The following is a 26831-nucleotide window of genomic DNA, read 5'->3' as shown; positions in this document are numbered from 1 at the left end:
CGCTTCCTCTTCGGCCTGATCGTCGACGGTGAAAAGGGCGCGTCCGACTGGCTCTACGCCTTTCCGCTGTTTTTCCCGGCTGTTGGCATCGCGCTTTATTCCAGCCGGAAACATGTCGAAACGGTCTTTGCGATCTATTTCCCGATCGCACTTGCCGCCCTGCTGATCTCCACCGACTACCGGCAGATTCTGGAAGGCGATGACCGTATTTCGCCGCTCTTCCATAACAATCTGATCCACGGCGCGATCGGCTGCGGCTTCCTGATGATCGGCGCCTTCTACTGGCTGTTGCACGCCTGGGAGACTGGCAAGCTCGCGCGCCGTTCCGGCAACTGGATTGTTGCCGTCGCGACACTCGTCATCGCGCTCTGCCTTTTCAATATTTACGGCTCCAAGGCGAAAGGCGTCTGGCTGAGCCTCGTCCTCGTCGGGCCGCTCATGCTGGCCTCGCTGCTGCTTTACGCAAATAAACGCCGGGCCGCCTTGGTAGGGGCTGTTGTCGTCGCCCTTATCGCAGCAGCGCTTTTTGTCGGTGGTGATGATATCTGGAGGTTTGCCGGCCCGACCTACGAGGCCACCGCACGGATCGAGACCGAAATCTCTGCGCATGGCGCATGGAATGCTGTCGCTGCTGCGATCGCGTCAAAAGATACGCCGGAGTCGATGAGTGAACGGCTGCAGCTCTGGGCAAATGCTTCGGAAGTGATTGCCCAGGCGCCTCTCTTTGGTGCCGGCAACCACTGGCTGACGCTCTGGAACTCGACCACCTATGCCAGCGTGCCCTATACGCTGCTTCATAACGGCTATTTCGAAATGCTTGTCCGTCACGGGCTGTTCGGCATTATCGTTTTCGCCATATTGGCAACGGCCATGTACAGCCGCGTTTTAGCTGCGTGGAGAGCCAAGTTGATCAGCCTCAGCGCGCTACTCGCCTATAGCACGGTGACGCTATTCTTCCTTGGAACGATCCTGTCCAACTCCAACAACCGGCTGGCAATCGGCGAATCGTTCTTCTTCGTGTTCTCCGCCGTCGCGTTTGCCTGCGGGATCATGTTGAAGAAGGGAGAGATCAGGCAGAATACCGGCATGGTATCTCGGGATCAGAAGGCTGCCTGAGAGGGCGATGGAACCTAGCCCAAAAAGGGATTGCAGAGCGCTCCTAGGATGGAGCGCCCGCGTTGTCAGATACCGAAATCGTCCAGAAACGAGGGATGGATCGCGGTCTTCCTTGCCTCGCGCGCATCACGATAGCGCTGCTGGGCAGAATCGAAGCTGTTAACGATCCGTCGTATAAGGCCGCTTTTGCGGCGTTTGAAAATCAAGTGCATAGCAAGCTCGCTTTTTCTTATTTTTGTTAGCCGGCAGCATATAATTTGCGCAACGTGGCGCGGCAATGGGCATTTTGGCATGCCACCTATGCAGAATATGACAGTGATATGACATGGAAGGGATCGCGGTCCGCCTAAGGCATCCGAGATACGGTCAATGGCCGCGATGGTATCGGCCATAGCGGTGCTGTAAGATGCCGCTGTCGTCCTTTCGGGGGAAGAGACTGACATGGAGCGCCGCCTTGCAGCCGTCCTGATTGCCGATGTCGTGGGCTATGGCCGTTTAAGCCAGGTCGACGAGGAGGGGACGCGTCTGCGTTTCCAGGCAGACATGAGGGAGGTTGTCGAGCCCCTGATAGCCGAGCATAGCGGGCGGCTGGTCAAAACCATGGGCGACGGGCTGCTGGTCGAATTTCACAGTGTGGTCGAGGCCATGCGCTGCGCGGTGGACGTGCAGAAGCTGAAGGCGAAGCACAATGCGGAGATTCCGGCCGATTTTCGCCTGGATTTCCGCATCGGCATCAATCTGGGTGACATCATCGTCGAGGGGAGCGATATCCACGGCGATGGCGTCAATCTCGCCGACCGTATGCAGGTGCTCGCCGAGCCCGGCGGGATCGCGATCTCCGGGCCAGCCTACGACCAGGTGAAATCGAAGCTCGATGTCAGTTTCATTTCGCTTGGCGAGCAAAGGGTCAAAAGCATCCCCGAACCCGTGCGCGTCTACCGCGTCGTGTTCGATCCGGCGGCAGCCAAGAAGTTCAGCAATCTGCGAAAATATCTCAGCCGCCGGCGCATCGCGGCAATGGTTGCTGCTGCCGTCCTGCTCATTCTGGCCGGAGCGGCGCTGTGGTGGCAGCCATGGGCGCTGCTCGAAAATCCGTCGTTGACCCAGCGCTTTGCCTATCCTTTGCCGGACAAGCCCTCCGTGGCCGTGTTGCCATTCATCAATGTCAGCGGCGACGTCGAGCACGATCATCTTGCCGAAGGCCTGACCGATGATCTGATTACGGAACTGTCGAAAGTCTCCGGGCTCTTCGTCATCGCGCGACACTCCGTTTTCGCCGTGCGCGACAACAGCGGCAAGATACAGGATGTGGCGGCCGAGCTCGGCGTCCATTATGTCCTTGAAGGCACGCTGCAGCGCGCGGGCTCGCGATTGCGCATCAATGTCAAACTGATCGATGCGCTGACCGGCCTTTCCCTCTGGGCCGAGCGCTACGACCGCGAATATGCCGACCTTTTCGCGGTCCAGGATGATGTCATCAGCAAGATCATCGCAGCACTTGCCATCAGGCTCAGCGAGGGCGAGCGCACGCAACTGGCGCAGATCCCCACGGAGAATCTCGAGGCCTACGACTATTATATGCGCGCCGAGCAGGCGGGTCTCACCTATGGAGACGTCGCGACCTACCGCGAGGCGCTGTCCTATTATCAGAAGGCGATCGACCTCGATCCGAATTTTGCCGATGCACATGCGGGTATCGCGCGCATCGCCGTCGATGTCTGGCGCAACGACTACAATATCCTCTGGTCGGCGGCCGTGGCCCGCAAGATCGCCTATGACGCGGCAGGGCAGGCATTGAAGATCGATCCGAACAATGCGCGGGCGCATACGGTCCTTGCCCTCCTGCAATTGGTGGATGGTCGCCAGACGGAGGCGCTGATATCGGCGAACCGTGCCGTGCAGGCGCAGCCGAGTGATGCTGAAGCCAATGGCAATCTGGCCCTCGTGCTCGCTCACATCGGCAATCGCGAGCAGGCGATCAGCGAAATGGAAAAGGCGCTGCGCTTCGATCCTTCGCCATCTCCCGGCTTCCAATTGCTTGCGGGTATCGTCTTCTACATCGTCGGTGATGACGACCGGGCGATCTCACTGATGGAGGCGGCCCGCGACGCGCTTCCCAATGCGGAGGCTGCGCGCGAATTCCTGGCTGCAGCCTATATCGAGGACGGCGATAAGAAACGCAGCCTGCAGGAGAAGACGAAGCTGCTGGAGCTCTTTCCAGAAAGCAATCTGACCTATTACAGCTATCTCTACGACTACTGGCGCAAGGAGGATCTGAACCTGCATTTGAGCAGGCTGCAGAAAGCGGGAATTCCCGAATGGCCTTTTGGATTTCAGGGCGAGAAGGCTGATCAGGTCACCGGCGAGCAGTTGCGCGATCTCATCAGTGACAAGACCTGGAACGGCAAACACCGCAACGGCACGCAATTCGTCCAGTTCTTCGACAAGGCCGGCAATACCGCCTATCGCAGCGCCAACACGAATATCACCGGCACCGTCGAGATCAGTGGAGACTGGCTCTGCGAGAAATTCGCGGGCTATTTCCTGGACAGGATGGTCTGCGGCAATGTCTATCGCAATCACGCTCCCGAGGAGCCCGGCGCGACATACGTGCATGTCACGCCGCAGGCGCTGAAATTCTTTTCGATCGACGCTGACCGGTGATTGTCACCTACTGAGCAGATGGATGCTGCCAGTCTTTCTGCGCCTTCTCCGAGATCAGAATGTTCTGCACTTCCGACCAGTGCTTCTGGGAGTCGACCACTTTCGTCGGGTTCTTCACCAGTCCATCGGCCGCGCCCGGATCATAGCTGATATAGAGCTTGCCTTCGATGATCCGCCAGGCATTCGGATCGATATTGGTGGTTACCGTTCCGAAGGACACGCCATCGGCGCAGTAGCCGCCATATTGCGGGGCATATTTGCCGGGATCCTTGACGAACATGTCACGATGCTCGGCGCTGGCGAAATACCAGGTCGCGCCCAGCCAGTGATGGGAATATTGCGGCGACCCTTCCACAGCTTTATCATCCGTGAAATAGGCGACCGGGTCATAACCCTTGATGGCCACATCCCCGAAATAGCCCGTATTGACGAAATCTTCCGCTGTGGCCTCGTTTGCCAGCAGCAGGACGGCGATGCCGCCTATCGCTGCGGCCTTCACAAATCCATTCCAGTGAGACATTTCAATGCTCCCGTTTTCAGGCGCGCACGCTCATTTTCGCTTCGTGCATTCGTCATAGAGCCACTGACCCGTGAGGTCCGCTCCCTGACAGGCGGCGCCCGCTTTCAACAATAGAGTGACGGCGTCCCAGTGCGATCGCCATCCGGCCTGGGTCACCGGCGTGTAGCCGTTTCTTTCCTTCGGCTCGATATCGGCCTTTTGCGCAAGCAGGAAAGCAACGACATCGGCATGGCCTTCCTCGGCTGCCGCATGCAGCGGCGTCATGCTGTAGAAGTTCTTGTGATCGTTGACGGAGGCGCCTCTCGCCACCAGCAGTTCCACGATATCGAGATGGCCGCCATAGGCCGCCGCATGCAGCGCCGTCAGCCCGCCCTTGTTGCGGATTTCGATGTCGCAACCGCGATCAAGAAGAAGAGTGACGACATCGGCCTTGCCGGACAGGGCCGCAATCAGCAGCGCCGGCTCGCCCGTATCATCCAGTTCAGCGAGGTTTGCTCCCTGATCGGCAAGCTGCTTGACACGCTCGACATTGCCCTCGCGCGCCGCATCGTGCAGTGGGCCCGCGGACGCTGCGGAAATCCCAAGGCCGAAACAGATGAAGCTGATCCAAAAGACATTCATCGCGCACCCCCGTCTTGCCATCCCTGGCTTACAAGCGCGAAAGCGTGGTTAAGCTATCATGAATATAATAGGTGGGCAATAAATGGCGACGGTATGTGGGGGATTGCTGGTGCCGACCGACCTATTCAGGTGCTAACCCTCTGCGCCCCGAAAGCTGGATAGTTGTGAGCAATGGGAGAATGGTAGGTCCGGAAAGACCGGAGGAGACCTCAATGGGCTGCTCCGGCGAGAGATTTGAAACTCCACTAGGCGATCTATTAAAGCCAGAGAATAGCGTCTTTAGCATGGCCGTTCGGGCTCCATATTTTCTCTGAGCAATCTGGATTTTGACAGCGTTCAGCGAAAAGTCCTTGCAGGGTTCGCAATCCGACGACAACGAATGTGATCGGTATTGCTCTCCTTGCAGCCGCCTATCCTGCAAATTGCTTAGGCCAGCTTGTTGCAGGTCACGGTTGGATGTGGTCTTCTTCGTTCTCAGGAAGGCGGCCAGAGGTAGCCAAGGACCAGCCAAAGCATTGCCGCCCCAGAGGAGGATGGATGCGCGGATTTAGTTCTCGGCATGGCATTTTAGCGTCTGCGATCATTCTATCTTCCGTCTCCCTCGGTCTCGGGCCAAAGGCGCAAGCTGCGGACAGTTTTGGCAGTTTTTCCCTTCAATCCGCGAGAGGTTATTCGTATCAGCGAGGTGCTGCCCCGGACGGGACGAGAGCAGAGCGCTTCGAATTACGCTCGGGTGACTGCCCCGCCTCCACTGGTGACTGCCAAAAGGACAGGGAAAGGGTTGAGAAGTGGGAAAATAAGCCAGCTTCACGGCTGGATCACGAGTATTGGTACCACTTCTCGGTGTTCATTCCTAAAGACTGGCCAGCCAGTGGCTCGATCAATACCAAGCTGGGTCAATTTCATCAGTTCGGCGACGGCAAACCGCCGGTTCTTTTCCAAATTCAAAACGGCCGATATATCTTCGAGCTGTCAAATCCTTCTGTGAGGCAAGCGGACCCCATGCGCCCACTTCCCCCCTTACGGCAGGTTGGACTCGGTTCCGCGAATGCAATGAAAGGCCACTGGACGAGCATAACTGTCCACGCGATTTGGTCCAGGACCCAGGCGGGCTTTATTGATGTGTGGGTCAACGGCGCAAAGAAGGTAGGAGTAAAGGGTCCTAATGTCGATCGAGACGTGCCTGTCTATTTCAAGTACGGCGTTTATCGAAGCTTCGTAAGCCGTCTCAAGTCTGATGCCCCTCTGGTGGTCTGGTACAGCAGTATCCGGCGAGGTTCCAGTCAAGAGATGGTGGACGGTACCCAGTAGGGGGCATCATGAGGCGCACCCTCGCGACAATACTGGCCGCCGATGTCGCGCAGTATAGCAGTCATATGGAGGAGCACGAGGCTGCGACATTGTCTCATCTTGCGGAACTTCGTAGTCGGATGGATCCGTTGATTGCAAAATATAACGGACGTATCGCCAATACCGCGGGCGACAGCATCATCGCCATCTTCGAGAGCCCGGTTGAAGCCGTTGAAGCGGCCCTAGAGATACAGGAAGCGCACAAGGCCTACAACGCTGGGGTCAAGGAGCGAGAAAGGCTCCTTTACCGCATCGGTATCAATATCGGTGATGTCACTATCCAGCCGAACGGGGATGTGCTTGGTGGCGGCGTAAACATCGCTGCTCGCCTGGAATCGGTAGCGGTGCCAGGCGGCATCTGCGTCTCTGAGAACGTTTATGAGCAGGTTGACTGCAAGCTACCGACGACACTTACCAAGCTTGGCGAGCAATATGTCAAAAATCTGGAAAAGCCGATCAAGGTCTATGCAATAGGCCCCACCAGCAATAGCTTTGGCCATGCGCTCCAGACGTCTCTCACCAGGGCTGTGAAGCGCCCTTCGATGCAACTGGCAATCGTTAGCCTTGCATTAGTCGCAACCATGTTGTCTGGTTACCTGCTCCTGAATATTCGGACGCCTGACTGGGCCACTCGCGGCGATGAGCAGGGGCAGTTCAATGGCCTGACAAAGCAGCAAATTCTTGCGAAGTTTGATCTCGTTACAACAGGGCATTTTCAGAATTCCGACTACTACATCATCCGCTACTGGGGCGGTCTCACCATGGACGTACTTGAAGAATTGGCTGATGCGCTTGGCGGGCATGTCGTGACGATCAATTCGGCTGCCGAGAACATGTTCCTCTTTGACCTGTCTCTTCAACAGCCTGGTCACTGGATGGTGCAAGACATCAGCGATGGCTCAAAGCAAGTCAGTGGACCGATGATCGGTTTGGTTCAAACACCGGGTTCTGTGGAACCCGGTCAGGGGTGGCACTGGCTCGACGGACAAACGGTTACCTTCACCAACTGGAAGCAGGGAGGCCCGGAGAATTCAAAAGGACATCAGAATCTTGCGCAATTCCGGGCCAACGGAATGACGCCGGTGCCCTATTGGGACGATATCGATGACTGTCAGTGTTGTCTGACACCAGTATCCGGAAAATGTGGGAATCTCCGGGATTGTCCGGGAACGTGTGCAAAGACGCCTGAAACTAGGCTCTTGACTGAGGCGGAGCGGGAGTCCCCGTGAGTTATCTTTGACAGTTCCATTCGCAAAAAGGGCAACTTGTCGAGAACCTGCCTGAACTGGACGTTCTTCTCAAAATGCCTTCGAGAAAACCTCGAACAGCCTTTAAGTACCCTTCGAGCCGACGAAATAAGGCTTTTGAAGTTATGCCTGGCGTAGTGAGTAACCGCGACCTAGCCGCTTTTGGCCTCTCCTGCGAAAAAAGATTTCCACATAAACGCGGAAATCCCCTCGCACTCAAATTTATGCAAAGAAATCAAACGAATGGCCCGGTTTATAGGTTTAGGAGATTTCCACATTGCTTCCTATCATAATAAGGCCCTCAACGTAGGTAGATGCAGGTGCCGCTGGAACTTGATGGCTTATCGCCAACGGCTGCCATGCGGCCTGTGTTCGGAGGAAGCTCCGTTCCGCCTGAAAGCGGACGAATCACCGGCTGCATGCTCACGTTGTGCAACGCCGTGATCCGTCTATTTTCGCGCGAAAAGAATATCAGCCAGGCAGAAAGCCGAACGCATAAACCTGCGGGCGCAGCTTCGCGGTCAGCGCTGCATAGGCGGCCTTAAATGGATCGAAGTCGGTCAGCTCGGTGTCAGCATAAGCTTCGAGCGCGCGTCGAATCTGATACCATCCGGCGTCTGGCCGCCCGAGCTTGTATTCGTCGCGAATTTTACGCGGGAAGCTGGTGGCATGGAAGCGCGTCCAGAGCTTGCGGCCTTCGTTGAGCACCGCTTGCCCCTCCGGCGAGAAGGCCATGCCTTTCACGTGGCGCACCATAAAGTTGCTCTCGAATCGCCCTTTCACGCCTACCTCGGCTTCGCTGAAGGGGATGAAGTGATTGACGAGGCTCCAGTCTTGATCGTTCCAATGGATGCCGTCAGTCCCGGCGGTCAAATTACTGCCGTTGAACAACATCCAGACGAGGCAGTCCGACTTGAACTCGTCGGTCAGCGGCTTACTTGGTTGCAGGAACTGATCGCGATCGTTGAGCCAGGTCGGTTTGATGAGGCGACGGACGCTGAAAACGATGGCGGCTTGCCACAAATTGTCGGGTGTGACGAAAGTGCCTCCGCCATTCCTGCCGGTGTAGATGGACGAGGTAAGAACTGTCCCGGTCGAGGCGTTCTGCAGATCGTTGTTACCCGCAAAAAGATATCCTAGCGCGCCCTCGCACCAGAGCTTCCTGCGGGGATTTCTTGACGGCGTGAACGCGTTCGAAAGCGGGAGTGCTAATTCCCCCCGAGCCTTGGGAGCTACGATCCACGCATTTAAGAATGAAGACGCGGGATGAACGGCAAAAGTCTTCTCAGCTATTAGCGTTCCCGCCCTATCGAGCGCATTTGCTGTAATGTCGCTGATCAGGTCTTTTTTGCTTTGGTCCCATATCAAAAAGCCGATCGGGAATTCGCCCTTTAGTTCGAAGGCGCGGCTGTGGACAACAAAGCCGCCTAGATACTTCGCTTCCCAAACCCTTCGAAACGCTTCGAAATTGGGAGCATTAACGTATTTCAGCTTGCTGAACATTGCGAGTGTCGCGTCGGGCAGTTCCTGTCGGACGCGGATTAGGAAGTGCACGAACAATTCTTTGCTAGCGTAGCCCAAGTTCATTTCGCGCATCCATCCGTTGATGCGCGTTTTCTCCACACCGATCTTGTTCTCGTCACCCTTGCCGATCCCCGACCCGCTCTCCGCATAAGGCGGATTGATCAGGACCAGGATCGGCTTCGCGCCCTTTTTCCCCGTGCGGGCATCTGCAATCGCCTGCTTCAACGCCTTAGGTAGCTTGTTCGACAAGCTGTAATCGATCTCGCCGAAGTCGCTGACGTCGTCATTGAGATAGTCATACTGGAAAATCTCCGCCCCTGCGAAAGCCGGGTTGGATCTCATGATCGTCACGTCGGCCTGGTCGAGCGTTGACATGAACACATTGCGCAGGTTGCTATGCTTCGCCTCGAGATTGCCCACCCCCGCACACATGTCCCACACTATATAGCGGTCCTGCCATTTCTCGCCCAGCGTCGCACGGAGCTGATCATAGGCTTTGTCAACTATGTGCAGCGGAGTGTAATACGCACCCTTGAACTTCTGCTCGTCAATGGGGAGAAGGCTGTCGCGCCTTTCAAGCAGATAGTGGCGGTGCTTCTGCTCGGGCGGGCGGTGATAGATCGCCCAGAAATTGCGATAGCCGCGATCGTTGGCCAGTTCGTAGGTTTGGCCGTCGAGCAGGAAGGTCGGCCCGGCAGCGGTCATCAACAGACGCGCGGGCAGGTTGTTTATCGCCTCACGCTGTCCGTCATGCATAATATCGGCGAAAAACAGCACGGCGTAATCCGCCTGCGCTTTCACGCCCAGTTCCTCACCGATCATCGACACCCAGCGGTCGAAAACCTGCCGCAGATTATCGGGCGTGATCGGTGTGCGGATAATGCGGCGTTTCTTGATCGCGTCCTTCACCGCCATGATGAAAGCGGCCTCGTCGTGCGCGATCTCATATTCGACAATGTGCGTCTGGACGTATGGCGCGATCTGCGCGCCCAACTCTTTGCCGGCGCCCGACCCCGATTTTGGCCAGACAATGCTCTTGTCGTCGAGCAACGGCAGTGCCTTCTCGGTCGGCATGATCGCGGCCTTTTCGCGGTCGATCACAGCCAGGAAAGCTGGAATCGGCTCGCCCCGCTTCTTCGCGGCACGGATATAAAACATCAGTTGCGCGAACATAACGATCGGCGGTGTCGAAACCGCCTTTGCTTCGAACCAGACTTCCTGCGTTTGAATATCGACGAGGTTCTTGGAAACACCCTTGAGCCCCAAGGCCGATATATAGGCGTCCTTGACGTCTTCCTCGGTGCGAGCCTTGGCGAGCGTCTGTGCCAGTGTCATAAAATGCGTCGCTCCCGCTCGTTCATTCATACCAATACTGGCGTTATATGGCTTTTCCGGTGATTCGCTACGCCAAAGCGGACAGTCTGCTATCGGCCGGATGCAGTCGCGCCGAATGTCTGCTTATCTTGGCCGCCGTCCAACAGCGGACTTGTCGGCTTTCCACCCTTCACGGACATCGCAGTGCGCAAAAGAGACCGGCAGCTTTCGACAATTCCGCGGACTGACTTAGAAGGCCGATTTGAAGGCGCATAGCTGGCTTCAGCGCTTCAGACCGAATTGTCCGCTTAGGGCTGATAGCGGCCGTTGAGTGAAATGGCGGGATCGGCAGCTGGTGCGGTTGAGCAGTCGATTGTGTTTGCTACACAATTCATCGCATTGCCCAAGGGCGTCTTTACGCCCTCGGTTTTTTCGATGATCGGCGCTTGTTTGCCTACTGGTTCAGGCCGCGATATCTGCAATCTCGCCGTATTGGCATAGGACACGCGGGCTGCTCATATCGCCGCTTTCCATGTCAACCATTACAGCATAAGCCGCGACGCCAACGAACCTATCTGCCATCGCACCGGCGAGGCGTTCTGCAGCGGCGGGGTTGGAAGCTTGACGCATTTCACCGGGAGCAACGTTCCCGCGCACTTTCTTAAATGGCATAACGATAAATTTCTCGCACAATGACATCGGCAATCCTTTCGTTCTCAAAACCGATGTTCCTATTTTGTTCTCATAGGTTGTAAAGTCAATCAGAGATTTCCGGCGTCGGGGCGGGAGTGTGGATATTGGTTGTCGCCTCGCCTTGTGGCGCGCCAGAATCGACACCTATGCGACCTGTGGACAAGCGGTGGATTATCGAACGGGCATGGGAGCGTGCCCGGTAAACATGATCCGCCCAACGACGCGCAACTCATCGATGCGATCGGCGGTAAATTCTTCCGGTGGATACCCAGCTGCGATGTTATCAGAGGTAAGGAAGAGCTTTCCGTCTAAAGACCATCGAGCGCGCTTCACTAGGGCTCGGTCCATCACATTGAAGTGGTAAATGCGTCCGTCGTCGACCTCAGTCTTCGACGCGTCGGCAATTAAAAGCGCGCCGTCGGGTATCGTTGGCCACATTGAATCGCCGCGAGCTTCCAGAATGTAGCAATAGTCAGGGTTTGCGCCGAGGTTGCGCAGGAAGTCGCGGGCGAAGGCGACTTCTCCGACTGGCATCTCATTTATCGGAACCAAGCCCCTGCCTGCAGAGGCTCGCGCATCAAACCTGGGCAGCCGCACGATGTTTTCGTTCATACCGGCGGGCAGATTTCTGCCAGATGCATCACCTCGGCTGTCCTCGCCCATCAACCAGGCGATGGAAACGCCTGTGGCTTGCCCAATTTCGACTAGCGTCGAGGCCTTGGGCTCGCTCTTTCCCGAAACATAGTCGGACAGCGTTCGTCTGCTTACCCCCGACAGCTCCGCTTCCAGTTTATCCAAACCGCCAATCAATCCAGCTGCTTCGCGGATCCTCGCGCCTAAATCGCCCATGCTTAATCGCAGTTTTCTGCAAGACAGGCAGAAATCTGCTTGTCACATAGCAGAAAATCGCTATCCTCTCCATAAATACGGACCAAATCACCCATGAAAAGGGAGGCCGGCCAGGGCCTCCCTCATCAAAACGAGGATCCACTATGCACCGGCCCCAGCAGGCGGACAAGAAGACCCGAAAGGCGATCGACAAGATTGCTGAGATGACAGCGATCAAAGCTCGGCTTTTCACCGCCGGCCTTGCTCTTCTCGATATCGATCGCACGTATCAGCTCCCGCGTGGAACGGCTGGAACGACGCTCCGGGAACCGAATGCGGCTGGGGAGAGGGCGATCGCTGCAGCTCTCGGTACAAGGCCACATCTGCTGTGGCGGTCGCGTTACCACGCCTCCGGTCTGCGGAAATCCCCTCAACCCCGCGAGAACTATGAGCGTCCGGCCACGATGGCACAACGCCAAAACGGCCCGGCGGCTTAGACATGCGCAACCCCTTCATTCCCTCACGTTCCCCGGTTTGCGAGGCTGCAAATCTGGTCCTGATTTTCGGCGTGACCGTCGCAGGCATTGTGGCGGCAGCAGCAGCCCTGGTCGCGAGTGTGATGCCATGAGCTTGAACGTATTCGACCAGAACGCGCTCTACGACGCGCACCTTCACGCCTGCTTTGCGGCAGTCCGCGAGGGCTTTCCGCATCTTGCGGTTGGCGAAATCGTCGACCCGCCACACGACTGGTTCGATGCGGCCCTCGCACGCCAGGTCGTGATGCACCTTATGGTCACGGAATTAAAGTGGCCGAAGCGGCGCGTCGTTGAGGCCGAGAACCGTTCTCGGGAAGCGATCAACCGAGCGCTCCGCACGGTCGATGCTCGCCTCGGCAGTCTGCGTTTCGCCGCTCACTACAAGACGATGGCCCTACGCGCTCGCGCGCTCATCACCCTCCAAACGACAGCAGAAGAAGAAGTGGCATAATGGCCGAGTTCAAACGCATCCTGATTTCAGACATCGTCATTCCAGAGCGGCTGCGCGCTGTCGAAGAAGAGCATGCGATCGCGATTGCTCAGAGCATCGTCGAGCATGGCCTGATCAACCCCATCACCGTTCGCAGCACGCCCAACGCCAAGGGTGGCAAGTACACCCTTGTGGCTGGTGCCCATCGCATCCGGGCAGAGCAGATCAATGAAGAGCCAGAAATCGACGCGATGATCGTCGAGGGCGACAAGGCCGAAGCCCAGCTCATCGAGATCACGGAAAACCTCTTTCGCAATGAGCTGTCGGTCATCGACCGTGCGGTGTTCGTCCAGTCCTACCGTGACATCTGGGAGCAAAAGCACGGCAAGATCGAAAAGGGTCGGCCAGGAAATAGGATCAACTTGATCCAATTACTTGAAGACGAGAGCGCTGGTGGCTTCTCCAAGCACGTCGCGGATCGCATGGGTGTGTCCGTCGCGGCAGTTAAGCGCCTGAACACGATCGCGCAGAACCTGCATCCGGACATTCGAGCCGCCGTGCGCGGGACGCCCATCGCTGACAATCAGTCTGCTTTGCTCAAGATCGCCAAGATGGAGCCGCAAAAGCAGCGACAGACCGCGATTGCCTTCCGCACCGAGCAGGATCTGAAAAAGGCGCTTGCGCTGGTCGAGCCTGCCCCGAAGCTCTCGAAGGCTCAGATCGAGCAGGCGACCCTTTTGTCTCGCCTTGTCACAGCCTGGGAAGACGCCAGTGAGGAGACGCGCAACCAGTTCCTGAGCCATATCGGCCTGGGCGACGAGCCCGACGCGCTGATGGCAGAAATCCGTAGCGAGGCCGGTGATGAGTAAGCATCCCGCCCAACTGGACTTCTTCCTGCAGCCGCTCTTTCCCGTTCGTCAGGCTGCGGTCACCATCGACATCGAGCGCTTTCGCGCAAAGCTGAAACGGGCGATGGCGCAGGCGATTAGGGAATGCCCGCACAGCCGCGAAGTCGTCGCGGCTCGCATGGCGCAATATCTCGGCCTGCCGAACCTCTCCAAGACGACGCTCGATGCCTACACAGCGGAAAGCAAGGCGTCCCACGACATCAGCCTCGTCCGCTTCAAGGCTTTCGTACGCGCGACGGGCGCTCTCTGGCTTTGGGATCTGATCGTCTCGGAGGACGGACTGATCATGCTTGAGGGCGACGAAGCACGTCTCGCCGAAATCGCACGACTTCAACAGGAGCAGCGGGCGCTCGCCCAGGAGCTGAAGGCTCTCCGGTCCACTCCCATCAACATCAAGCGACGCGGACGATAAGCGTGAAGCAGTTCTACACCATAGCCGAGTTGATTGCGGCCAACCTGCCGGACCTTCCGCGCACGGAGAAGAGCCTCGACAATTTGGCCCGCGCGAAGTGGCGCGGGAACGAGGCGACCGCCCGGCGGGTGAAGGGCAAGACGAAGCCGGTATGGGAATATCACGTTTCGCTTCTGCCGCAGGCGGCGCAAACGCGCTTGTTGATCGTCCATTCCGCTCCAGCAAATGACGACAAGGATCTGAAAGCGCAAGAAAAGAAGGCCCTCTGGCAGCGTTACGAAGCGTTGCCAGCACACCAGAAAACGATCTGTGAAGCCCGTTTGAAGACGCTTCAAATGGCCGATGAGCTTGAGCGCGCCGGCATGTCTGCCAAGGCTGCGGTCCTCATGGCCTGCAACAAGGGCGGTGTCGAAAAGTCGGCGCTCTACGAGTGGCGCAGTATGGTCGAGGGCGTCGACCGCCAGGACTGGCTTGCTGCGCTGGCTCCGAATTACACCAATGAGCGAAGCCGGTCCGTCTGCCATCCGAAGGCATGGCAATATCTGACGTCGGACTATCTCCGCGCCGAGGCGCCAAAATTCTCCACCTGCTATCGCCGCATGCTCAAGGTCGCCGAGAAGCAGGGATGGTCCCCGATACCGCATGAGCGGTCCCTTCGCCGTCGCCTTGACGCGGAAGTATCCGCAGCAGTCCAGCAACTCGCGCGTAAAGGCAAGGAAAGGACGAAGGGGCTTTATCCGGCCCAGCGGCGCACGCGTTCGCACCTGCATGCGATGCAGATGGTCAACATGGATGGTCACAAGCTGGACGTCTTCGTGTCGGTGCCTTGGTCGGAACAGCCGGTTCGTATGTTCCTGCTGGGCATCCAGGACCTCTATTCCGGCAAGATCGTCGCATGGCGCATCTCCGACAGCGAAAACAAGGAAACGGTGCGCCTGGTTATCGGCGATATGGTCGAGCGCTTCGGCATTCCCGACCGTATTTACCTCGATAACGGCCGATCCTTCGCCTCGAAATGGATTTCGGGAGGCGCGGCGACCCGCTATCGCTTCAAGGTTCGGGAAGAGGATCCGGAAGGTCTGCTCGTCACGCTCGGCATCGAGCCGCGCTGGACAAATCCTTATTCGGGTCAGTCGAAGCCAATCGAGCGCGCCTGGGGAGATCTGGCGGAGAACATCGCCAAGCACCCTTATTGTGCCGGCGCCTATACGGGCAACAAGCCGGAGGCAAAGCCAGAAAACTACGGAAGCCGTGCCGTTCCTCTCGAAGGCTTCCGCGCTCATGTCGCCCGCGAAATCGACGAGCACAATGCCCGGTCCGGCCGCAAGTCGCAGACCTGCAAGGGCCGAAGCTTCGACGAGACGTTTCAGGCGAGCATCGAGGCGGGCGCAATCGTGCGCTGGCCGACTGCGGCACAGCGTTCGCTTTGGCTCCTCGCATCGGAAGTCATCCGGGCGCAAAAGGGCAGTGGGGAGATCCACTATCACGGCAACCGCTACTGGAGCCGTGAGCTGAACCAGTATGCCGGTCAGAAGGTGACGATCCGCTTTGATCCCGACAATCTGCACGGCTCGATCCGCGTCTACGACCTTAAGAACACGCTGATCTGCGAAGCGCCTTGCATTGCCGATGCCGGCTTCGACGATCAAGAAGCGGCGCGACAGCACGCACGTAGGCGTCGCGATTATCAGAAGGCAGTCGCCGCCGAGAAAGCCGCGACCGCAGCGCTTACGGCCGCCCAGCTTGCCGACCTTCTCTCCAAGGGCGAGCGCGCGCCGCCGCCGGCACCTGAGCCGATCCGTCCAAAAGTCACACGCCTGTCGAGGGGCAATCTGGCGCTGAAGCAGCAGCCGGCGAGCGATAACGGTGCCTTCGAAGACAGTTTTTCCCGCGCCTTGTCCCGAGTGTCGGGCGAGTACGCGGTCATCCAATTCCCGAAGGGGGATCGGTCGGGAGAGTAGTGCGTCCGACCGGAATAGCAGAGCCGAAATGTAGTGCGTCCGGTTCCGACAAAAAAATAGGGCGGGGTTCAACCCCGCCCGCCAAATCAGCCCACAAAGGGCGAACCAAAGGAACCATAGTATGAACAAACACGTCGACACAAGTAGGATGACAGGCTGGGAACAGCCCGAACCCTCGATCGACTTTCTTTCCAAGCACGTCGACGACATCGACGACTGGCGAGCGATCCGCGAGCAGGTCGCGGAGCTGGCGATCGCCAACTCCTGGAGCAAGGCGGAAGTTACCCGCCGTAGCGCCATGAAGGAGGGGACCTTCAGCCAGTGGTTCTCCGGAACCTATCTCGGTCGCCTCGAAAACATGAATCGGCAATTGCGCCAGTGGGTCGATGCAGTGGTGGAAGCCGCTGGCATGCCTGCCATTCCGACATCCCCGGCGTTCGTCAAAACGCGCATTGCAGCGGAAATTGCCCAGACGCTCCAGTGGGCGCAAATGACAGCCGATCTCGTGATGATCACGGTCGGCGCAGGCTTCGGCAAGACCGCCACCTGCCGGCACTACCGCGCCACTCATCCGCATGTCTTCCATGCGACCGTGAGCCCGCATACTCGGACGGTTCACGGGATGCTCGTCGAGCTGGCGGCCGAGCTGGAAGTTCACGAAAACAATCCGGCAAAGCTCACCCGCGCGATCGGCGCAAGGCTCCAGCGCATTGGAGGCGGATCGCTGCTCATCATCGACGAGGCGCAGAACCTCGTCGATGACGCCATCAACCAGCTCCGACACTTCTCCGACATTTACCAGTGCGGCATCGCGCTCGTCGGCAACGAGGAGGTCTATTCCCGCTTTGCCAAACAGGCAGCGGGCAAGTCCTACGCTCAGCTGAAGCGCCGTATCGGCAAGCACCTGAAGCGGCAGAAGCCGTATGCTGAAGACGTCGCCGCATATATCCGGGCTTGGGACGTCACCGACCTGGACAGCGTAAGGCTGCTCACCGGGATTGGTATGAAGGGCGGCGCGCTCGGTCAGATCGACAAGACGATGAAGCTCGCCAGCATGATCGCGCTCGCCGACGATCGTTCCGTCACCGTCAAGGATATCCAGGATGCCTGGAAGAACCGCGACGTGGAGGATTTGGGATGAGCGCCGCCCTGGTCCTTAGCACCGAGATTGCCAACGCGCGGACGCGCTTTGACGGACTGGTCTCTCCTGACCGCTCCAAAGATGCCGACGTCATCGCGTTTCGCAAGCATCTCCAGATCCTCGGCAAACTCGCTCAGAGCCTTGAACGCGAAGTGCAGATCTACCGCCTTTGCGAAGCCGGCAAGACTGGCCGCGAGGTCGTCGAGCAACTCGCCGCAGAGGCAGCTGCCGCCTTCATTTTGAAAAGCGACGGAAACGTCATCAGACCGGATTTCGGGAGAAAATCATGAGCTGCTTATTGGCATCCACCTGCCTGATCGAAATCCGTGAAGAGCTGAAGCCGTGCCTTCATGGCGGGCGATTTTTCACGAGCGAAGACGTCGGCAATCTCATTCGCCGCCTCAATACAGCGATTTCGCTCGCTGAGGAGATCGAAGAGGAGAAGGCCTCGCTTGAACGACGGGAGCGGCTTTTCACCGGGCACAGCCGTCCCGCCTTGGTTGGGCCAAACGTTGTCGCTTTCCCAGGTAGTCCGACCACCCCTGGTGGCCGCGCGTAGCGGCCTCCACTCCGCAGCAAGCATGCATCAAGCCAAGGATCAATCGAATGGAAAGCGTTATTATCGAACAGCAAACCCGTGCAGAGGCCGCTGCCGGCATCACCGTCGTCAACGGCAGAAACTACATGTCGGATGCCAAGGGCAGTTTAGTGCCCTTGGAGAACGTGAAGGCCGAGCACAAGCTTGAGGACGAAGTCGTCCGCAAGATAATCGCTTTCGCAATGCAGCTATCAGCACAGATTGAACGTTTCCGGGGCCATACCATGACAGATCTCGGAGAGTTCGACGCTCTCCTTGCCCAGGAATACGCCTCGAAGATCGGGGGCGCCAAGGGCAACCGAACTTACCAAACCTTCGATGGCTTAATGAAAGTGCAGGTGGCGATATCCGATTATATCGACTTCGGCCCGCAGCTGCAGGTCGCCAAGAAGCTCCTCGACGAGTGCCTTATGGAATGGTCAGCAGACAGTCGGCCAGAGATACGCGCAGTCATCACCAAGGCCTTCAATACCGAGAAGGAAGGGCAGGTGAATCGCTCCGAGATCTTCATGCTGCTGCGGCTCGATATTGACGACCCGCGTTGGCAGGACGCCATGCGAGCGATCCGCGAAGCCATGCGGGTCACCGGCTCTAAGGAGTATGTTCGCTTCTACAAGCGCGGCTCAATCGAGAAAAAGTGGCAGAACATTACGATTGATCTGGCGAAGGTTTAGCGAGATGCGCATTACCTCCCAATCCGTACTCGCTTCGGAGCCTCTCCAGACCGCAAATAACGTCATCGATCTCGCGCAGGGAATGTGTGAGAGCGCTGTTGTATGCGCTTGCCCAATCCTGAAGGACCTCAACGGTTTTGCCAGTCATCTGACTCGAATACGCAATAGGCGCTATGCCAAGTTTTCCGTCATCAACCAGCGGGTTAACAATATAAGATTCAACCGCTTTCGCCGTTTCAACCAACATACTGCTGTATCGCTGCATTCCCTCGGCGTGAAATGTTGTCAATCCGTCAAGCAGAGGGGCTGCCTCAATCCAAGCTTGACGAGACTTCAACTCGAAGGCCTTGGATCCAAATGTAACTGCGGTGCGCGCACGGCTCTTAGTGTCCTGAAGTGCTGGATCGGAAACGTCGTTGATCTGTGGAATTTCGATGATGCACGTGCGGAGTTTGTCTTTGGCCCTCACGAGTTCGAAAAGGTGAGGGACGATCAAACGCTCAACGATAAGCCTGTCCTTCCGAACAGACATCTCGACAAGTTGATTGTGCCTCTCACGGTTTTCTCGCTCATTTTCTCTCGCGCTGGCAAGAAGTTGGTCATGCCGATCCTGCGCGGCAACATCAGTCGCCTGCATTTGCCTGACGGTTGCATAGGCCGCGACGATGGCTGCGACGCCAGCAATAAGCGTCTGGAAATCATAGATGAAGTTCCGCCAATAGTCGCCGCCAATCTGGCCCGACACGTTTCTAGGTTCACCCAGGAGAGCTGGAAAAATGACCCCTGCCGCGACCGCCGCGGCAATGGTCCATCCGATCTTCGTTCGATTGCTTTTCATATGGCTCCGGCTCCCGCTTGCCTGCCCGGAGCATGGAGCAGCTCTCCGCGATTCGGTAGTCGGGTGTGAGCGAATGACCTCTTCAATCGCTGCGATGCATATCGCGAAGAAACATTTGGGTCTCGATGACGATACCTATCGCGCCAAGCTGGCTCTTATCACGGGCAAGCAATCGGCTAAGGACATGACCGAAGTCGAGCGTCAAAAAGTGCTCACGGTTTTCCGCAATGAAGGTTTCGCGCCTGCTCCGGCGGCTCGGCGCGCCGGCGGGCGAGGGAAGCTTACCGGAAGATACTCGAAGAAGCTCCAGGCGCTCTGGATCGCCGCCTGGAACCTTGGCATTGTCCGCGAGCGTGACGACGCTGCTCTTGTTGCCTTTGTAAAACGTCAGACAGGCATCGACCATACGCGCTTTCTCGTCCATGCCGACGATGCCAATCGGGCGATTGAAGCCTTGAAAAGTTGGATCCGCCGCGAAGCGGGCGTCTCGTACGGCAACGCCAACGGATATGATTGGCTCTCTGCTGATGGCGCCAAGGTTGCCTGGGCGCAATGGAGGATACTGGCACCCGAGGCAAACCTGATGGCGCGCAAGGGATTCGATCAGGAGGCCTTACGTTTGACCGGGGCGGCAATGCTTCAGGAGGTGACGGGCTCCGGCTGGCAAGCCGTTATGAACCATTTCGGACAGCAGATCCGCCAGCATCGCGCGGAGCGCGAAACCTGATGGACGCGCAGCTCCCACTCCTCACCTGGGAAAAGCAGGCGGAACATTTCCGCCTCCAGGAGACGCGTGAGGAGCTGCTCGTCCGAATTTCGAGACTGAGACCGCACGCGCACAAGCGCCTCGCCCTGGAGGAGCGCGTCCGGCAGATCACACTTCGGCAGATGGAACTCGAAAACGAGTTGCACGATCGGACGAGGCGCTAAGCCGATGATCGAGATCCCCGAAAATCTCCAGCCTTACGTCGATGCGATTGGCGAGGACTTGACGCTGAAGTTCGTCATGCGCTTCGGCGGTTCCCCCGTTTACCTGTCGGCCGATCCCCGGAGCGGTGGCGATGTAGTCGAGGTCGTGGGCGTCGACGGGATGAGGGCTCTTGCCAAGTCCCTTGGACGTGGTCAGATTGGCCGCGTTCCGATCGGCCGTGAGTGGACGGTTCGAAAGCTCAAGGCGCAAGGCTTGTCTACCCTTGCCATTGCCCGCGAGCTACGCGTAGCCGACGAAACCGTCCGTCGCATTTTGAATGATCGCGACGGCCGCGATCGGCAGACTTCTTTCCCCTTCTGATCCTCCCCACGTTCGCTAGACCGGTTTTCCCAGCAGAAGTAGGTCAATTTGCCCCTGACTGACACAGGGGCAAATCATGAATTTCGACGCGTGGCTGATAAGCCGCCTCCGCGCTCACGGAGCGTATTCGGGCGTTTCTGACGGTGCCTATGGACGCGCCGTAATCGAGGCGATCAAAAGGGTTCAGCAGGCCGAGGGACTAAAGGTGACTGGCCTGGCTGACGACGAAACCGTCGCAGTCCTCCGCCAGACCGGAAACTCGCGCGACCTGTTCGGTAATGATCCCACAGCGCCTTCTATTCCGGCCGAACCTTCTTGGATGCGTGAAGCCCGCCGTCTCCTCGGCATTCGAGAAGTTTCTGGCCCGAAATCCAATCCCGTCATCCTGTCCTGGGCAAAGGCTCTCGGCGGCTGGGTCGCTTCCTTCTACAAGGATGACGATACGGCATGGTGCGGCCTGTTCATGGCGCATTGCTTCGGCCTGACCCTGCCGGGCGAACCACTTCCGTCCAACCCGCTTTCCGCCCTGGCATGGGCACAGTTTGGCCAGGGGCTGCGTGAGCCGGCGCTCGGCGCGCTTCTCGTCTTCAGCCGCGAGGGTGGCGGTCATGTCGGCCTTTATGTCGGGGAAGACGCCGAGAGCTATCACGTCCTCGGCGGGAACCAGAGCAATTCCGTTTCGATCACGCGGGTCGCAAAGGCTCGTTGTGTCGGGATCCGCTGGCCGAAGACCGGCGAGAGCGCAGTTGCTGGCCGCATCCGTCTTCAGCCGAACGGCGAGGTCTCCCACAATGAAGCCTGATCACCGCTCTTTGAAGCCGAGCTATACGCTCACGCGCCGGCAGCTCTGGGCGTCCTTCTGGCTGGCATGGCTCGCAAACACATTCATCCTGATCGGCGCGATCGTCTACCACTCCTCGGAGGCTGTCGCCTTGGCGCCAGTCATAACACCGAGCACCTTCCTCCTCATTGCCGGCATGCTCGGCATCCATCGCATCACCGGCGCACAAGACTTCCGCGCCGCCGCAGAAATGGCTTCGACCGCAGCGCCCTACAATCCGAGGGACGAGCCGAGCGCGTCCGGAGAAGTGCAATGATCGAGTTGTTTTCGAAGCCGGCGGCTCGGTTCATCGGAGCGGCGGTCCTCGCGATCGCCGTACTGATCTTGGTCGTGCTGGGCCTGCGCGAGCTGCGAGGCATGATCGACGATGCGGTCGCGCTGAAGGGCAGGGAACGAGACAGTTTTTGGACTGCCAAAATCGAGAAGTCGAACGCTGACCTCAACAAGCGAGCTGCCGACCAGGCCGCTGCAATCATCAGGATCCAATCGGACATGGCCGACAAAAACCGTGCCGATCAAATCGCGCTCCACAAATTGAGGGAACAGAATGCGCTTCTTCCACATGGCAACGCTTGTGGCCTTAGCGGCGATCGTGTCGGCTTGCTCCCCGACTGATTGCGAGCGGCCCGTCGTTACGATCGCGGCAAGCCCTGCCAAAATTCCCGTTCCCGATGAATGGCGGCGCACTTGCGTGACCGCTCCAAGGCCCGAGGTCGATCCGGCCACTGGCAACGCACCTGAAGACAAGGTTTTTGACATGAGTTCAGCCGATCGCTTCGAGATCCGGTCCTGTGATCGGCGCCGTGCCGCCGCAGTGGCTGCGATCGATGCCGCCGATGGAGTGGCACCCTGATGGAGCTGAAGGATCTCTTCATGTGGGCATCGATCATCAGCTCACCGATCCTGTCGGTCATTGCGATCGTCGGTCACCTCAATCGCTGGGCTTCCTCGGGGGAAGAAGCGCTTCGGACGAAACAGGCGTCGCAGGAAGCGAAACTGATCGACCATGATCGCCGCATCCAGTCCATCGAGGGCGAGCTGAAGCATCTGCCCACAAAAGACCAGGTCAACGACCTGAAGCTGGCGATCAGTGAACTTGGCGGTGCTGTCGGCACCATGAAGGAAACAGTGGCCAGCGTTCAACGGACGGTGCACCGCATCGACGACTGGCTGAGAGAAGATAGCAAGGTTGGATAATGGTCTCCTTTGAAGAACATTCGGCGCGGGACGCTCGCCTCATCATCCTTCGCGGCCTGAACGATCAGACCGACGGCCGCATGAACGAAGCGCTTCTGACGCAGCTGTTACTCACCTTCGGTCACAACCGCAGCCGCGAATATGTCCGAACCCAGCTCAACAAGCTGAGGGAGCTGGACGCCGTCACTGTCGTCCTGGCGGGCACGGTGATGATCGCCAGCATTACGCGCGCCGGCATCGACCACGTCGAGCGCCGATCGGTCATCGAAGGCATCGCCCGCCCTTCGCCGGAGGTGTGAGATGGGACGCAGCCGCCTGTCTGGTATCGAGCTTCTGCCGGAAGAGTGCTCTGAAATCGTCGCCTGGGCAGCGCGCGAGCTGCAGGACCGCGACCGTACGCAGACGGATATCTACTCCGAGTTCGTCGGCAAGATGGAAGCGCTTCAGCGGGAGTTCCGCGGTGAGCTGGAGTTCCGTATTCCGAGCTTTTCGGCCTTCAACCGCTACAGCATCAAGCTTGCGACACTCTCCAGCCGCCTCAACCAGACGCGCGAGATTGCCGCCACGATTGCCGAAAAGTTCGATGCCAAGGCTTCTGACAACCTCACCTTGATCGCGGCCGAGGCCATCAAGACGCTTGTCTTCGAGCTGCTCACCAATGCCGGTGAGGCCGGGCTCGATCCTAAGGGTGCCATGTCTCTCGCGAACGCGTTGCGATCTGCCACCCAGGCACAGGGTGTTTCCCTTGCCACCCGGCAGAAGGCTGAGGCTGAATTTGCCGACAGGGCCAAGGAAGCCGTCCAGGCCGTTGCCAAAGTCAAGGGGCTCACCGAAGACGGCGCCAACGAGATCCTCGATCGCATCCTGGGCGTTACGAAATGACGGCGCTCCCGACAAAAGAGGAATGGGCCGAGCTGCGGCGGCTGTCGAGCGACACGGTCCTCGATCTCGTCCAGCAGCACGGCGAACGGCGCGCTCTGCTGGGCTATCAGCGGCGCACGATCGCCCTTCTTGAAAGTGCCGGGTGTCGCGTTCTCTTCATCGAGAAGAGCCGACGTATCGGCCTGACCTGGGGCTTTGCCTCCTATGCCGTTCTGCGCGCCGGCCGTGCCAAGCAGGCCGGCGGCATGGACGTGATGTATATCTCCTATTCGCAGGAGATGACGCGCGAGTTCATCGACGCATGCGCGATGTGGGCGCGGGCTTTCTCCAGCGCCGCCTTCGAGATGGAAGAGTTCCTCTTCGACGATGGCGACGACGAGGGGCAGCGGTCGATCCAGGCGTTCCGCATCCGGTTTGCCTCCGGCTTCGAAATTATCGGCTTGTCTTCGGCGCCGCGATCGCTACGCGGTAAGCAGGGCGTCGTCATGATCGACGAGGCCGCCTTCGTCGACAATCTCAAGGAGCTTTTGAAAGCTGCCCTGGCATTCCTGATGTGGGGCGGCCAGGTGGTTGTCTGCTCGACCCACAACGGGACCGAAAACGAGTTCAATCTGCAGATCCAGGACATCCTTGGCGGCCGATCGAACTATCAGCATCTGCGCATCGATTTCGACCAGGCGCTGCAGGAGGGCCTTTACGAGCGCATCTGCCTCGTGACCGGCAAGCAGTGGACGCCGGAAGCGGAAGCCGAGTGGCGGCAGGAGATCATCAAGTTCTACGGCGACGGTGCCGATGAGGAACTGTTCTGCATCCCGACGATGGGTAACGGCGCCTGGTTGACGGGACCGCTCATCGAGGCGCGCATGACCTCGGATGCGCCGGTCCTGACGCTGGAGCTGCCGGCGAATTATCTGCAGCTCGACAAGCTCGCGCAACAGGCGCTGATGGGGCCGTTCCTGGAACAGCTTCATGAGGCACTGGCGGCGCTCAATCCGTTGCACCTTCATGCCTTCGGTTTCGACTTCGCCCGCGTCTCCGACCTCTCGGTTGCCACGCTGCTGGCGATCACGCTCGATATGCAGCGCCGGAGCGCGCTAACCGTCGAAATGCGCAACGTTCCGGGCGACGAACAAAAGCTCGTCACGCGCACCATTCTACAATCGGCAAAACGCCTCGTCGGTGCTGCCTTCGATGCGACCGGGATGGGATGGACCGTCGCCGAAGACATGGGGCGCGACTTCGGGCTGCGCACTGCGGAACAGCCGGCCGGCCTCGTCGAGGCAATCAAGTTCACCTCTAATTCGGATTGGTACCGCACCGAAATGCCGCCGCTCAAAGTGGCATTCGAGGACGGCGCGATCTCGATCTCGAAGAACGCCGACCATATGTCGGACCTTCGCCTGGTGAAGGTCATCCGAGGCATCCCGCGCATTCCCGATGTCAGGACCGGTGGCGAAAGCAAGAAGCGCCACGGGGACTATGCGGTTGCCCTGGCGCTCGCCTACTACGCCAGCCGAATGCAGTGGACGGAATTCTCCTATGTTCCCGCGCCGCCGGCCCCTTCGAAATTCGACACTCCCAACACCGATCGTGACGATGGAGCGCCATATCGGCTTGCGTCCATGCGCCGATCGAGAGGACTTTATTGATGGCTCCGCAGCTCCTCGACCAGTACGGCAATCCGATCAGCACCGCAGCGTTGAAGAAGGAGCAGGCCGCGCCGACAATGGCCGGCGTGCGACGGCCGAACACGGAACACCAGGCAAGCGGCCTGACGCCTGGGAAGCTCGCCCGGCTGTTGCGGTCGAGCGTCAACGGAGATCCGGAAGCCTATCTTGCGCTTGCCGAGGACATGGAGGAGCGCGACCTGCATTATGCCGGCGTGCTAGGGAGCCGTAAGCTTCAGGTGTCCGGACTGGAGATCACCGTCGAAGAGGCTGGCGAGACGCCGGAAGACATCGAGAACGCCGAGATGATCCGGCAATATATCAAGCGGGACGCCTTCGAGACCGAGCTTGTCGATATCCTCGACGCCATCGGCAAGGGCTTCTCCTGCACCGAGATTATCTGGGACACTTCGGAAAAGCAGTGGCAACCCTCTGCCCTGAAGTGGCGCGATCCGCGCTGGTTCCGATTTGCCGATGAGGATGGCGAGACGCCATTGCTGCGCGATCCGGCCGGCGACCAGCTGCTCGCGCCGTTCAAATGGATCTTTCACCAGGCGAAGGCTAAATCTGGCCTGCCGATCCGTGGCGGTCTCGCGCGGGCTGTCTGCTGGACTTTCCTGTTCAAGAGCTTTGCGGGCAAAGATTGGGCGATCTTCTGCGAGGCCTACGGCCAGCCGCTTCGCCTTGGAAAGTTTGGACCGGGTGCCAGCGAGGCGGACAAGGCGATCCTCCTGCAGGCGGTGGCCAACATCGGCGTCGACTATTCCGCGATCGTTCCGGCGAGCATGGCCGTGGAGTTCGTAAAGGCCGATATTTCCGGATCGCACGAGCTTTACGAAAAGCGTTCGGACTGGCTCGATCGACAGGTGTCGAAGGTGGTCCTCGGCCAAACCGGCACCACGGATATGAGCGGTTCCAGCGGCTATGCCCAGGCGAAGGTCCACGATGGCGTCAAGGCCGACATCGAGCGGTCGGATGCCAAGCAACTCGCGGCCTCGCTCAATCGCGACCTGGTCAAGCCCTACATCGACCTCAACAAGGGACCGCAGAAGAAGTATCCGCTGATCAAGATCGGCCGCCCCGAGGCGGTCGACCTCGACAAGTGGATGGGCAACGTCAAGACCTTCGTCGACATGGGCGGCAAGGTCGGGCAGGGCGTCGTCCGCAACAAGCTTGGCCTTGCCGAGCCGAAGTCCGACGAGGAGCTGCTCGTTGCCGCCAGTCGCGCGCCAGCAGCGCAGGCCGACGAAGGTGGAGACGAGATCGAGCCGCCGCAGGGCAAGCGGAAGCCGATCGGCATCACGGCGCATCGAGCAGGGGCAGTCACGCCTCCCGCTGACGCGATCGACCGCTCGATCGACAGCATGATCGAAGATGACGGCTGGGCCGTCGCACCGATGATCGACGGACTGGAGGAGAAGCTCGCGAACGCGGGCGGCCTCGACGATGCCCGCCGTATCCTCGCCGACCACTTCCGGCAGATGGACGTCGACGCCCTGGCCGAGAGACTTGCCCGGGCGGTCTTCGCGGCGCGGCTTGCCGGGTTCGGTGACGATCCCTTGAGCGATGAGGCCTGAT

Annotated in this window: 31 protein-coding genes; 25 read left to right on the top strand and 6 right to left on the bottom strand. The window is 58.8% G+C overall.

The window, feature by feature from the left end; genetic code table 11:
• The 3 genes from AB4Z13_RS14570 to AB4Z13_RS14560 form a co-directional block, all read left to right on the top strand.
• On the top strand, positions 1-1116 hold a 1116-nt coding region (locus tag AB4Z13_RS14570), incomplete at its 5' end, for an O-antigen ligase family protein (protein ID WP_442206240.1).
• Between the two features lie 62 nt (positions 1117-1178).
• Entirely contained in the window at positions 1179-1358 is a 180-nt protein-coding gene (locus AB4Z13_RS14565) for a hypothetical protein (protein WP_162748099.1), read from the top strand.
• Positions 1359-1557: 199 nt separating this feature from the next.
• Positions 1558-3780, top strand: a complete 2223-nt coding sequence (locus tag AB4Z13_RS14560; RefSeq protein WP_442206239.1) for an adenylate/guanylate cyclase domain-containing protein — start codon at positions 1558-1560, stop codon at positions 3778-3780.
• A gap of 7 nt (positions 3781-3787) precedes the next feature.
• On the opposite strand, the gene AB4Z13_RS14555 is transcribed toward AB4Z13_RS14560, so the two are convergent.
• Positions 3788-4300: a YHS domain-containing (seleno)protein gene (locus AB4Z13_RS14555; RefSeq protein WP_439015985.1), complete on the bottom strand. Its 513-nt coding sequence runs from the start codon at positions 4298-4300 to the stop codon at positions 3788-3790.
• A gap of 30 nt (positions 4301-4330) precedes the next feature.
• Positions 4331-4921 (bottom strand): ankyrin repeat domain-containing protein, encoded by a 591-nt coding sequence (locus AB4Z13_RS14550; RefSeq protein WP_442206238.1) that lies wholly within the window; start codon positions 4919-4921, stop codon positions 4331-4333.
• A 537-nt stretch (positions 4922-5458) separates the two neighbouring features.
• Here AB4Z13_RS14550 and AB4Z13_RS14545 point away from each other — a divergent pair.
• Both AB4Z13_RS14545 and AB4Z13_RS14540 read left to right on the top strand, forming a co-directional pair.
• On the top strand, positions 5459-6232 hold the full coding sequence (locus AB4Z13_RS14545; protein ID WP_442206237.1) for a polysaccharide lyase: 774 nt from the start codon (positions 5459-5461) through the stop codon (positions 6230-6232).
• Between the two features lie 8 nt (positions 6233-6240).
• The gene (locus tag AB4Z13_RS14540; protein ID WP_442206236.1) at positions 6241-7500 is read left to right on the top strand and encodes an adenylate/guanylate cyclase domain-containing protein; all 1260 of its coding nucleotides are present in this window, start codon (positions 6241-6243) and stop codon (positions 7498-7500) included.
• Positions 7501-7989: 489 nt separating this feature from the next.
• Here AB4Z13_RS14540 and AB4Z13_RS14535 read toward each other — a convergent pair whose 3' ends face one another.
• The 3 genes from AB4Z13_RS14535 to AB4Z13_RS14525 form a co-directional block, all read right to left on the bottom strand.
• Positions 7990-10377, bottom strand: a complete 2388-nt coding sequence (locus AB4Z13_RS14535; protein ID WP_442206235.1) for a hypothetical protein — start codon at positions 10375-10377, stop codon at positions 7990-7992.
• 441 nt (positions 10378-10818) lie between these two features.
• Positions 10819-11055, bottom strand: a complete 237-nt coding sequence (locus AB4Z13_RS14530; protein ID WP_442206250.1) for a hypothetical protein — start codon at positions 11053-11055, stop codon at positions 10819-10821.
• Positions 11056-11220: 165 nt separating this feature from the next.
• Positions 11221-11898 (bottom strand): XRE family transcriptional regulator, encoded by a 678-nt coding sequence (locus tag AB4Z13_RS14525; RefSeq protein ID WP_442206234.1) that lies wholly within the window; start codon positions 11896-11898, stop codon positions 11221-11223.
• Positions 11899-12041: 143 nt separating this feature from the next.
• Between AB4Z13_RS14525 and AB4Z13_RS14520 the strand changes: the two genes are divergently transcribed.
• The 9 genes from AB4Z13_RS14520 (at position 12042) to AB4Z13_RS14480 (ending at position 18537) form a co-directional block, all read left to right on the top strand.
• Positions 12042-12374, top strand: coding sequence for a helix-turn-helix domain-containing protein (locus AB4Z13_RS14520; RefSeq protein WP_442206233.1), 333 nt, complete (start codon positions 12042-12044; stop codon positions 12372-12374).
• A 127-nt stretch (positions 12375-12501) separates the two neighbouring features.
• Positions 12502-12864 carry a hypothetical protein gene (locus AB4Z13_RS14515; protein ID WP_183825583.1) on the top strand — a complete coding sequence of 121 codons (363 nt, stop codon included), beginning with the start codon at positions 12502-12504 and terminating at the stop codon, positions 12862-12864.
• Positions 12864-13712, top strand: coding sequence for a ParB N-terminal domain-containing protein (locus AB4Z13_RS14510; protein ID WP_442206232.1), 849 nt, complete (start codon positions 12864-12866; stop codon positions 13710-13712). The genes AB4Z13_RS14515 and AB4Z13_RS14510 overlap by 1 nt, the downstream gene beginning before the upstream one ends.
• Positions 13705-14163, top strand: coding sequence for a hypothetical protein (locus AB4Z13_RS14505; RefSeq protein WP_442206231.1), 459 nt, complete (start codon positions 13705-13707; stop codon positions 14161-14163). Before AB4Z13_RS14510 ends, AB4Z13_RS14505 begins: the two co-directional genes overlap by 8 nt.
• Before the next feature lie 2 nt (positions 14164-14165).
• Positions 14166-16124, top strand: a complete 1959-nt coding sequence (locus AB4Z13_RS14500) for a transposase domain-containing protein (protein ID WP_442206230.1) — start codon at positions 14166-14168, stop codon at positions 16122-16124.
• Positions 16125-16245: 121 nt separating this feature from the next.
• Positions 16246-17265 carry an AAA family ATPase gene (locus tag AB4Z13_RS14495; RefSeq protein WP_442206229.1) on the top strand — a complete coding sequence of 340 codons (1020 nt, stop codon included), beginning with the start codon at positions 16246-16248 and terminating at the stop codon, positions 17263-17265.
• Positions 17262-17555, top strand: coding sequence for a hypothetical protein (locus AB4Z13_RS14490; protein WP_442206228.1), 294 nt, complete (start codon positions 17262-17264; stop codon positions 17553-17555). The genes AB4Z13_RS14495 and AB4Z13_RS14490 overlap by 4 nt, the downstream gene beginning before the upstream one ends.
• On the top strand, positions 17552-17824 hold the full coding sequence (locus AB4Z13_RS14485) for a hypothetical protein (RefSeq protein WP_442206227.1): 273 nt from the start codon (positions 17552-17554) through the stop codon (positions 17822-17824). Before AB4Z13_RS14490 ends, AB4Z13_RS14485 begins: the two co-directional genes overlap by 4 nt.
• Positions 17825-17871: 47 nt before the next feature.
• Positions 17872-18537 (top strand): DUF3164 family protein, encoded by a 666-nt coding sequence (locus AB4Z13_RS14480; protein WP_442206226.1) that lies wholly within the window; start codon positions 17872-17874, stop codon positions 18535-18537.
• Here the strand turns inward: AB4Z13_RS14480 and AB4Z13_RS14475 are convergent.
• Positions 18512-19375, bottom strand: coding sequence for a hypothetical protein (locus tag AB4Z13_RS14475; RefSeq protein ID WP_442206225.1), 864 nt, complete (start codon positions 19373-19375; stop codon positions 18512-18514). The genes AB4Z13_RS14480 and AB4Z13_RS14475 overlap by 26 nt on opposite strands.
• Before the next feature lie 73 nt (positions 19376-19448).
• Here AB4Z13_RS14475 and AB4Z13_RS14470 point away from each other — a divergent pair, with 73 nt between their 5' ends.
• The 11 genes from AB4Z13_RS14470 to AB4Z13_RS14420 all read left to right on the top strand — a co-directional run bounded on the left by AB4Z13_RS14470 (position 19449) and on the right by AB4Z13_RS14420 (position 26830).
• Positions 19449-20102 carry a regulatory protein GemA gene (locus AB4Z13_RS14470; protein ID WP_442206249.1) on the top strand — a complete coding sequence of 218 codons (654 nt, stop codon included), beginning with the start codon at positions 19449-19451 and terminating at the stop codon, positions 20100-20102.
• On the top strand, positions 20102-20305 hold the full coding sequence (locus AB4Z13_RS14465) for a hypothetical protein (RefSeq protein ID WP_442206224.1): 204 nt from the start codon (positions 20102-20104) through the stop codon (positions 20303-20305). The genes AB4Z13_RS14470 and AB4Z13_RS14465 overlap by 1 nt, the downstream gene beginning before the upstream one ends.
• Before the next feature lie 4 nt (positions 20306-20309).
• On the top strand, positions 20310-20666 hold the full coding sequence (locus AB4Z13_RS14460; RefSeq protein WP_442206223.1) for a hypothetical protein: 357 nt from the start codon (positions 20310-20312) through the stop codon (positions 20664-20666).
• 76 nt (positions 20667-20742) lie between these two features.
• Positions 20743-21468, top strand: a complete 726-nt coding sequence (locus tag AB4Z13_RS14455; RefSeq protein ID WP_442206222.1) for a TIGR02594 family protein — start codon at positions 20743-20745, stop codon at positions 21466-21468.
• Positions 21458-21763 carry an NAD(P)+ transhydrogenase beta chain gene (locus AB4Z13_RS14450; protein ID WP_442206221.1) on the top strand — a complete coding sequence of 102 codons (306 nt, stop codon included), beginning with the start codon at positions 21458-21460 and terminating at the stop codon, positions 21761-21763. The genes AB4Z13_RS14455 and AB4Z13_RS14450 overlap by 11 nt, the downstream gene beginning before the upstream one ends.
• A complete protein-coding gene (locus AB4Z13_RS14445) occupies positions 21760-22122 on the top strand; it encodes a hypothetical protein (protein ID WP_442206220.1) in 363 nt (120 codons plus the stop codon). Before AB4Z13_RS14450 ends, AB4Z13_RS14445 begins: the two co-directional genes overlap by 4 nt.
• A gap of 237 nt (positions 22123-22359) precedes the next feature.
• On the top strand, positions 22360-22704 hold the full coding sequence (locus AB4Z13_RS14440) for a DUF2730 family protein (protein WP_442206219.1): 345 nt from the start codon (positions 22360-22362) through the stop codon (positions 22702-22704).
• Entirely contained in the window at positions 22704-23003 is a 300-nt protein-coding gene (locus AB4Z13_RS14435) for a VpaChn25_0724 family phage protein (RefSeq protein ID WP_442206218.1), read from the top strand. The genes AB4Z13_RS14440 and AB4Z13_RS14435 overlap by 1 nt, the downstream gene beginning before the upstream one ends.
• 1 nt (position 23004) lies before the next feature.
• Positions 23005-23586 carry a DUF3486 family protein gene (locus tag AB4Z13_RS14430; RefSeq protein ID WP_442206217.1) on the top strand — a complete coding sequence of 194 codons (582 nt, stop codon included), beginning with the start codon at positions 23005-23007 and terminating at the stop codon, positions 23584-23586.
• Entirely contained in the window at positions 23583-25235 is a 1653-nt protein-coding gene (locus AB4Z13_RS14425) for a terminase large subunit domain-containing protein (protein ID WP_442206216.1), read from the top strand. The genes AB4Z13_RS14430 and AB4Z13_RS14425 overlap by 4 nt, the downstream gene beginning before the upstream one ends.
• Positions 25235-26830 (top strand): DUF935 domain-containing protein, encoded by a 1596-nt coding sequence (locus AB4Z13_RS14420; protein ID WP_442206215.1) that lies wholly within the window; start codon positions 25235-25237, stop codon positions 26828-26830. The genes AB4Z13_RS14425 and AB4Z13_RS14420 overlap by 1 nt, the downstream gene beginning before the upstream one ends.
• The last annotated feature ends 1 nt before the right edge of the window (position 26831 follow it).

This window comes from Rhizobium sp. YAF28, assembly GCF_052113285.1.
Lineage (GTDB): Bacteria > Pseudomonadota > Alphaproteobacteria > Rhizobiales > Rhizobiaceae > Rhizobium.
Note: the sequence above shows the minus strand (reverse complement) of the source record. Positions and strands in the feature narration are given on the sequence as shown.

What these genes read in the sequence shown, in the direction of transcription:
- AB4Z13_RS14560 (WP_442206239.1), top strand. Translation starts at nt 1,558, where the DNA reads ATGGAGCGCCGCCTTGCAGCCGTCCTGATTGCCGATGTCGTGGGCTAT.
- AB4Z13_RS14555 (WP_439015985.1), bottom strand. Translation starts at nt 4,300, where the DNA reads ATGTCTCACTGGAATGGATTTGTGAAGGCCGCAGCGATAGGCGGCATC.
- AB4Z13_RS14550 (WP_442206238.1), bottom strand. Translation starts at nt 4,921, where the DNA reads ATGAATGTCTTTTGGATCAGCTTCATCTGTTTCGGCCTTGGGATTTCC.
- AB4Z13_RS14545 (WP_442206237.1), top strand. Translation starts at nt 5,459, where the DNA reads ATGCGCGGATTTAGTTCTCGGCATGGCATTTTAGCGTCTGCGATCATT.
- AB4Z13_RS14540 (WP_442206236.1), top strand. Translation starts at nt 6,241, where the DNA reads ATGAGGCGCACCCTCGCGACAATACTGGCCGCCGATGTCGCGCAGTAT.
- AB4Z13_RS14535 (WP_442206235.1), bottom strand. Translation starts at nt 10,377, where the DNA reads ATGACACTGGCACAGACGCTCGCCAAGGCTCGCACCGAGGAAGACGTC.
- AB4Z13_RS14530 (WP_442206250.1), bottom strand. Translation starts at nt 11,055, where the DNA reads ATGTCATTGTGCGAGAAATTTATCGTTATGCCATTTAAGAAAGTGCGC.
- AB4Z13_RS14525 (WP_442206234.1), bottom strand. Translation starts at nt 11,898, where the DNA reads ATGGGCGATTTAGGCGCGAGGATCCGCGAAGCAGCTGGATTGATTGGC.
- AB4Z13_RS14520 (WP_442206233.1), top strand. Translation starts at nt 12,042, where the DNA reads ATGCACCGGCCCCAGCAGGCGGACAAGAAGACCCGAAAGGCGATCGAC.
- AB4Z13_RS14515 (WP_183825583.1), top strand. Translation starts at nt 12,502, where the DNA reads ATGAGCTTGAACGTATTCGACCAGAACGCGCTCTACGACGCGCACCTT.
- AB4Z13_RS14510 (WP_442206232.1), top strand. Translation starts at nt 12,864, where the DNA reads ATGGCCGAGTTCAAACGCATCCTGATTTCAGACATCGTCATTCCAGAG.
- AB4Z13_RS14505 (WP_442206231.1), top strand. Translation starts at nt 13,705, where the DNA reads ATGAGTAAGCATCCCGCCCAACTGGACTTCTTCCTGCAGCCGCTCTTT.
- AB4Z13_RS14495 (WP_442206229.1), top strand. Translation starts at nt 16,246, where the DNA reads ATGAACAAACACGTCGACACAAGTAGGATGACAGGCTGGGAACAGCCC.
- AB4Z13_RS14490 (WP_442206228.1), top strand. Translation starts at nt 17,262, where the DNA reads ATGAGCGCCGCCCTGGTCCTTAGCACCGAGATTGCCAACGCGCGGACG.
- AB4Z13_RS14485 (WP_442206227.1), top strand. Translation starts at nt 17,552, where the DNA reads ATGAGCTGCTTATTGGCATCCACCTGCCTGATCGAAATCCGTGAAGAG.
- AB4Z13_RS14480 (WP_442206226.1), top strand. Translation starts at nt 17,872, where the DNA reads ATGGAAAGCGTTATTATCGAACAGCAAACCCGTGCAGAGGCCGCTGCC.
- AB4Z13_RS14475 (WP_442206225.1), bottom strand. Translation starts at nt 19,375, where the DNA reads ATGAAAAGCAATCGAACGAAGATCGGATGGACCATTGCCGCGGCGGTC.
- AB4Z13_RS14470 (WP_442206249.1), top strand. Translation starts at nt 19,449, where the DNA reads ATGACCTCTTCAATCGCTGCGATGCATATCGCGAAGAAACATTTGGGT.
- AB4Z13_RS14465 (WP_442206224.1), top strand. Translation starts at nt 20,102, where the DNA reads ATGGACGCGCAGCTCCCACTCCTCACCTGGGAAAAGCAGGCGGAACAT.
- AB4Z13_RS14460 (WP_442206223.1), top strand. Translation starts at nt 20,310, where the DNA reads ATGATCGAGATCCCCGAAAATCTCCAGCCTTACGTCGATGCGATTGGC.
- AB4Z13_RS14455 (WP_442206222.1), top strand. Translation starts at nt 20,743, where the DNA reads ATGAATTTCGACGCGTGGCTGATAAGCCGCCTCCGCGCTCACGGAGCG.
- AB4Z13_RS14450 (WP_442206221.1), top strand. Translation starts at nt 21,458, where the DNA reads ATGAAGCCTGATCACCGCTCTTTGAAGCCGAGCTATACGCTCACGCGC.
- AB4Z13_RS14445 (WP_442206220.1), top strand. Translation starts at nt 21,760, where the DNA reads ATGATCGAGTTGTTTTCGAAGCCGGCGGCTCGGTTCATCGGAGCGGCG.
- AB4Z13_RS14440 (WP_442206219.1), top strand. Translation starts at nt 22,360, where the DNA reads ATGGAGCTGAAGGATCTCTTCATGTGGGCATCGATCATCAGCTCACCG.
- AB4Z13_RS14435 (WP_442206218.1), top strand. Translation starts at nt 22,704, where the DNA reads ATGGTCTCCTTTGAAGAACATTCGGCGCGGGACGCTCGCCTCATCATC.
- AB4Z13_RS14430 (WP_442206217.1), top strand. Translation starts at nt 23,005, where the DNA reads ATGGGACGCAGCCGCCTGTCTGGTATCGAGCTTCTGCCGGAAGAGTGC.
- AB4Z13_RS14425 (WP_442206216.1), top strand. Translation starts at nt 23,583, where the DNA reads ATGACGGCGCTCCCGACAAAAGAGGAATGGGCCGAGCTGCGGCGGCTG.
- AB4Z13_RS14420 (WP_442206215.1), top strand. Translation starts at nt 25,235, where the DNA reads ATGGCTCCGCAGCTCCTCGACCAGTACGGCAATCCGATCAGCACCGCA.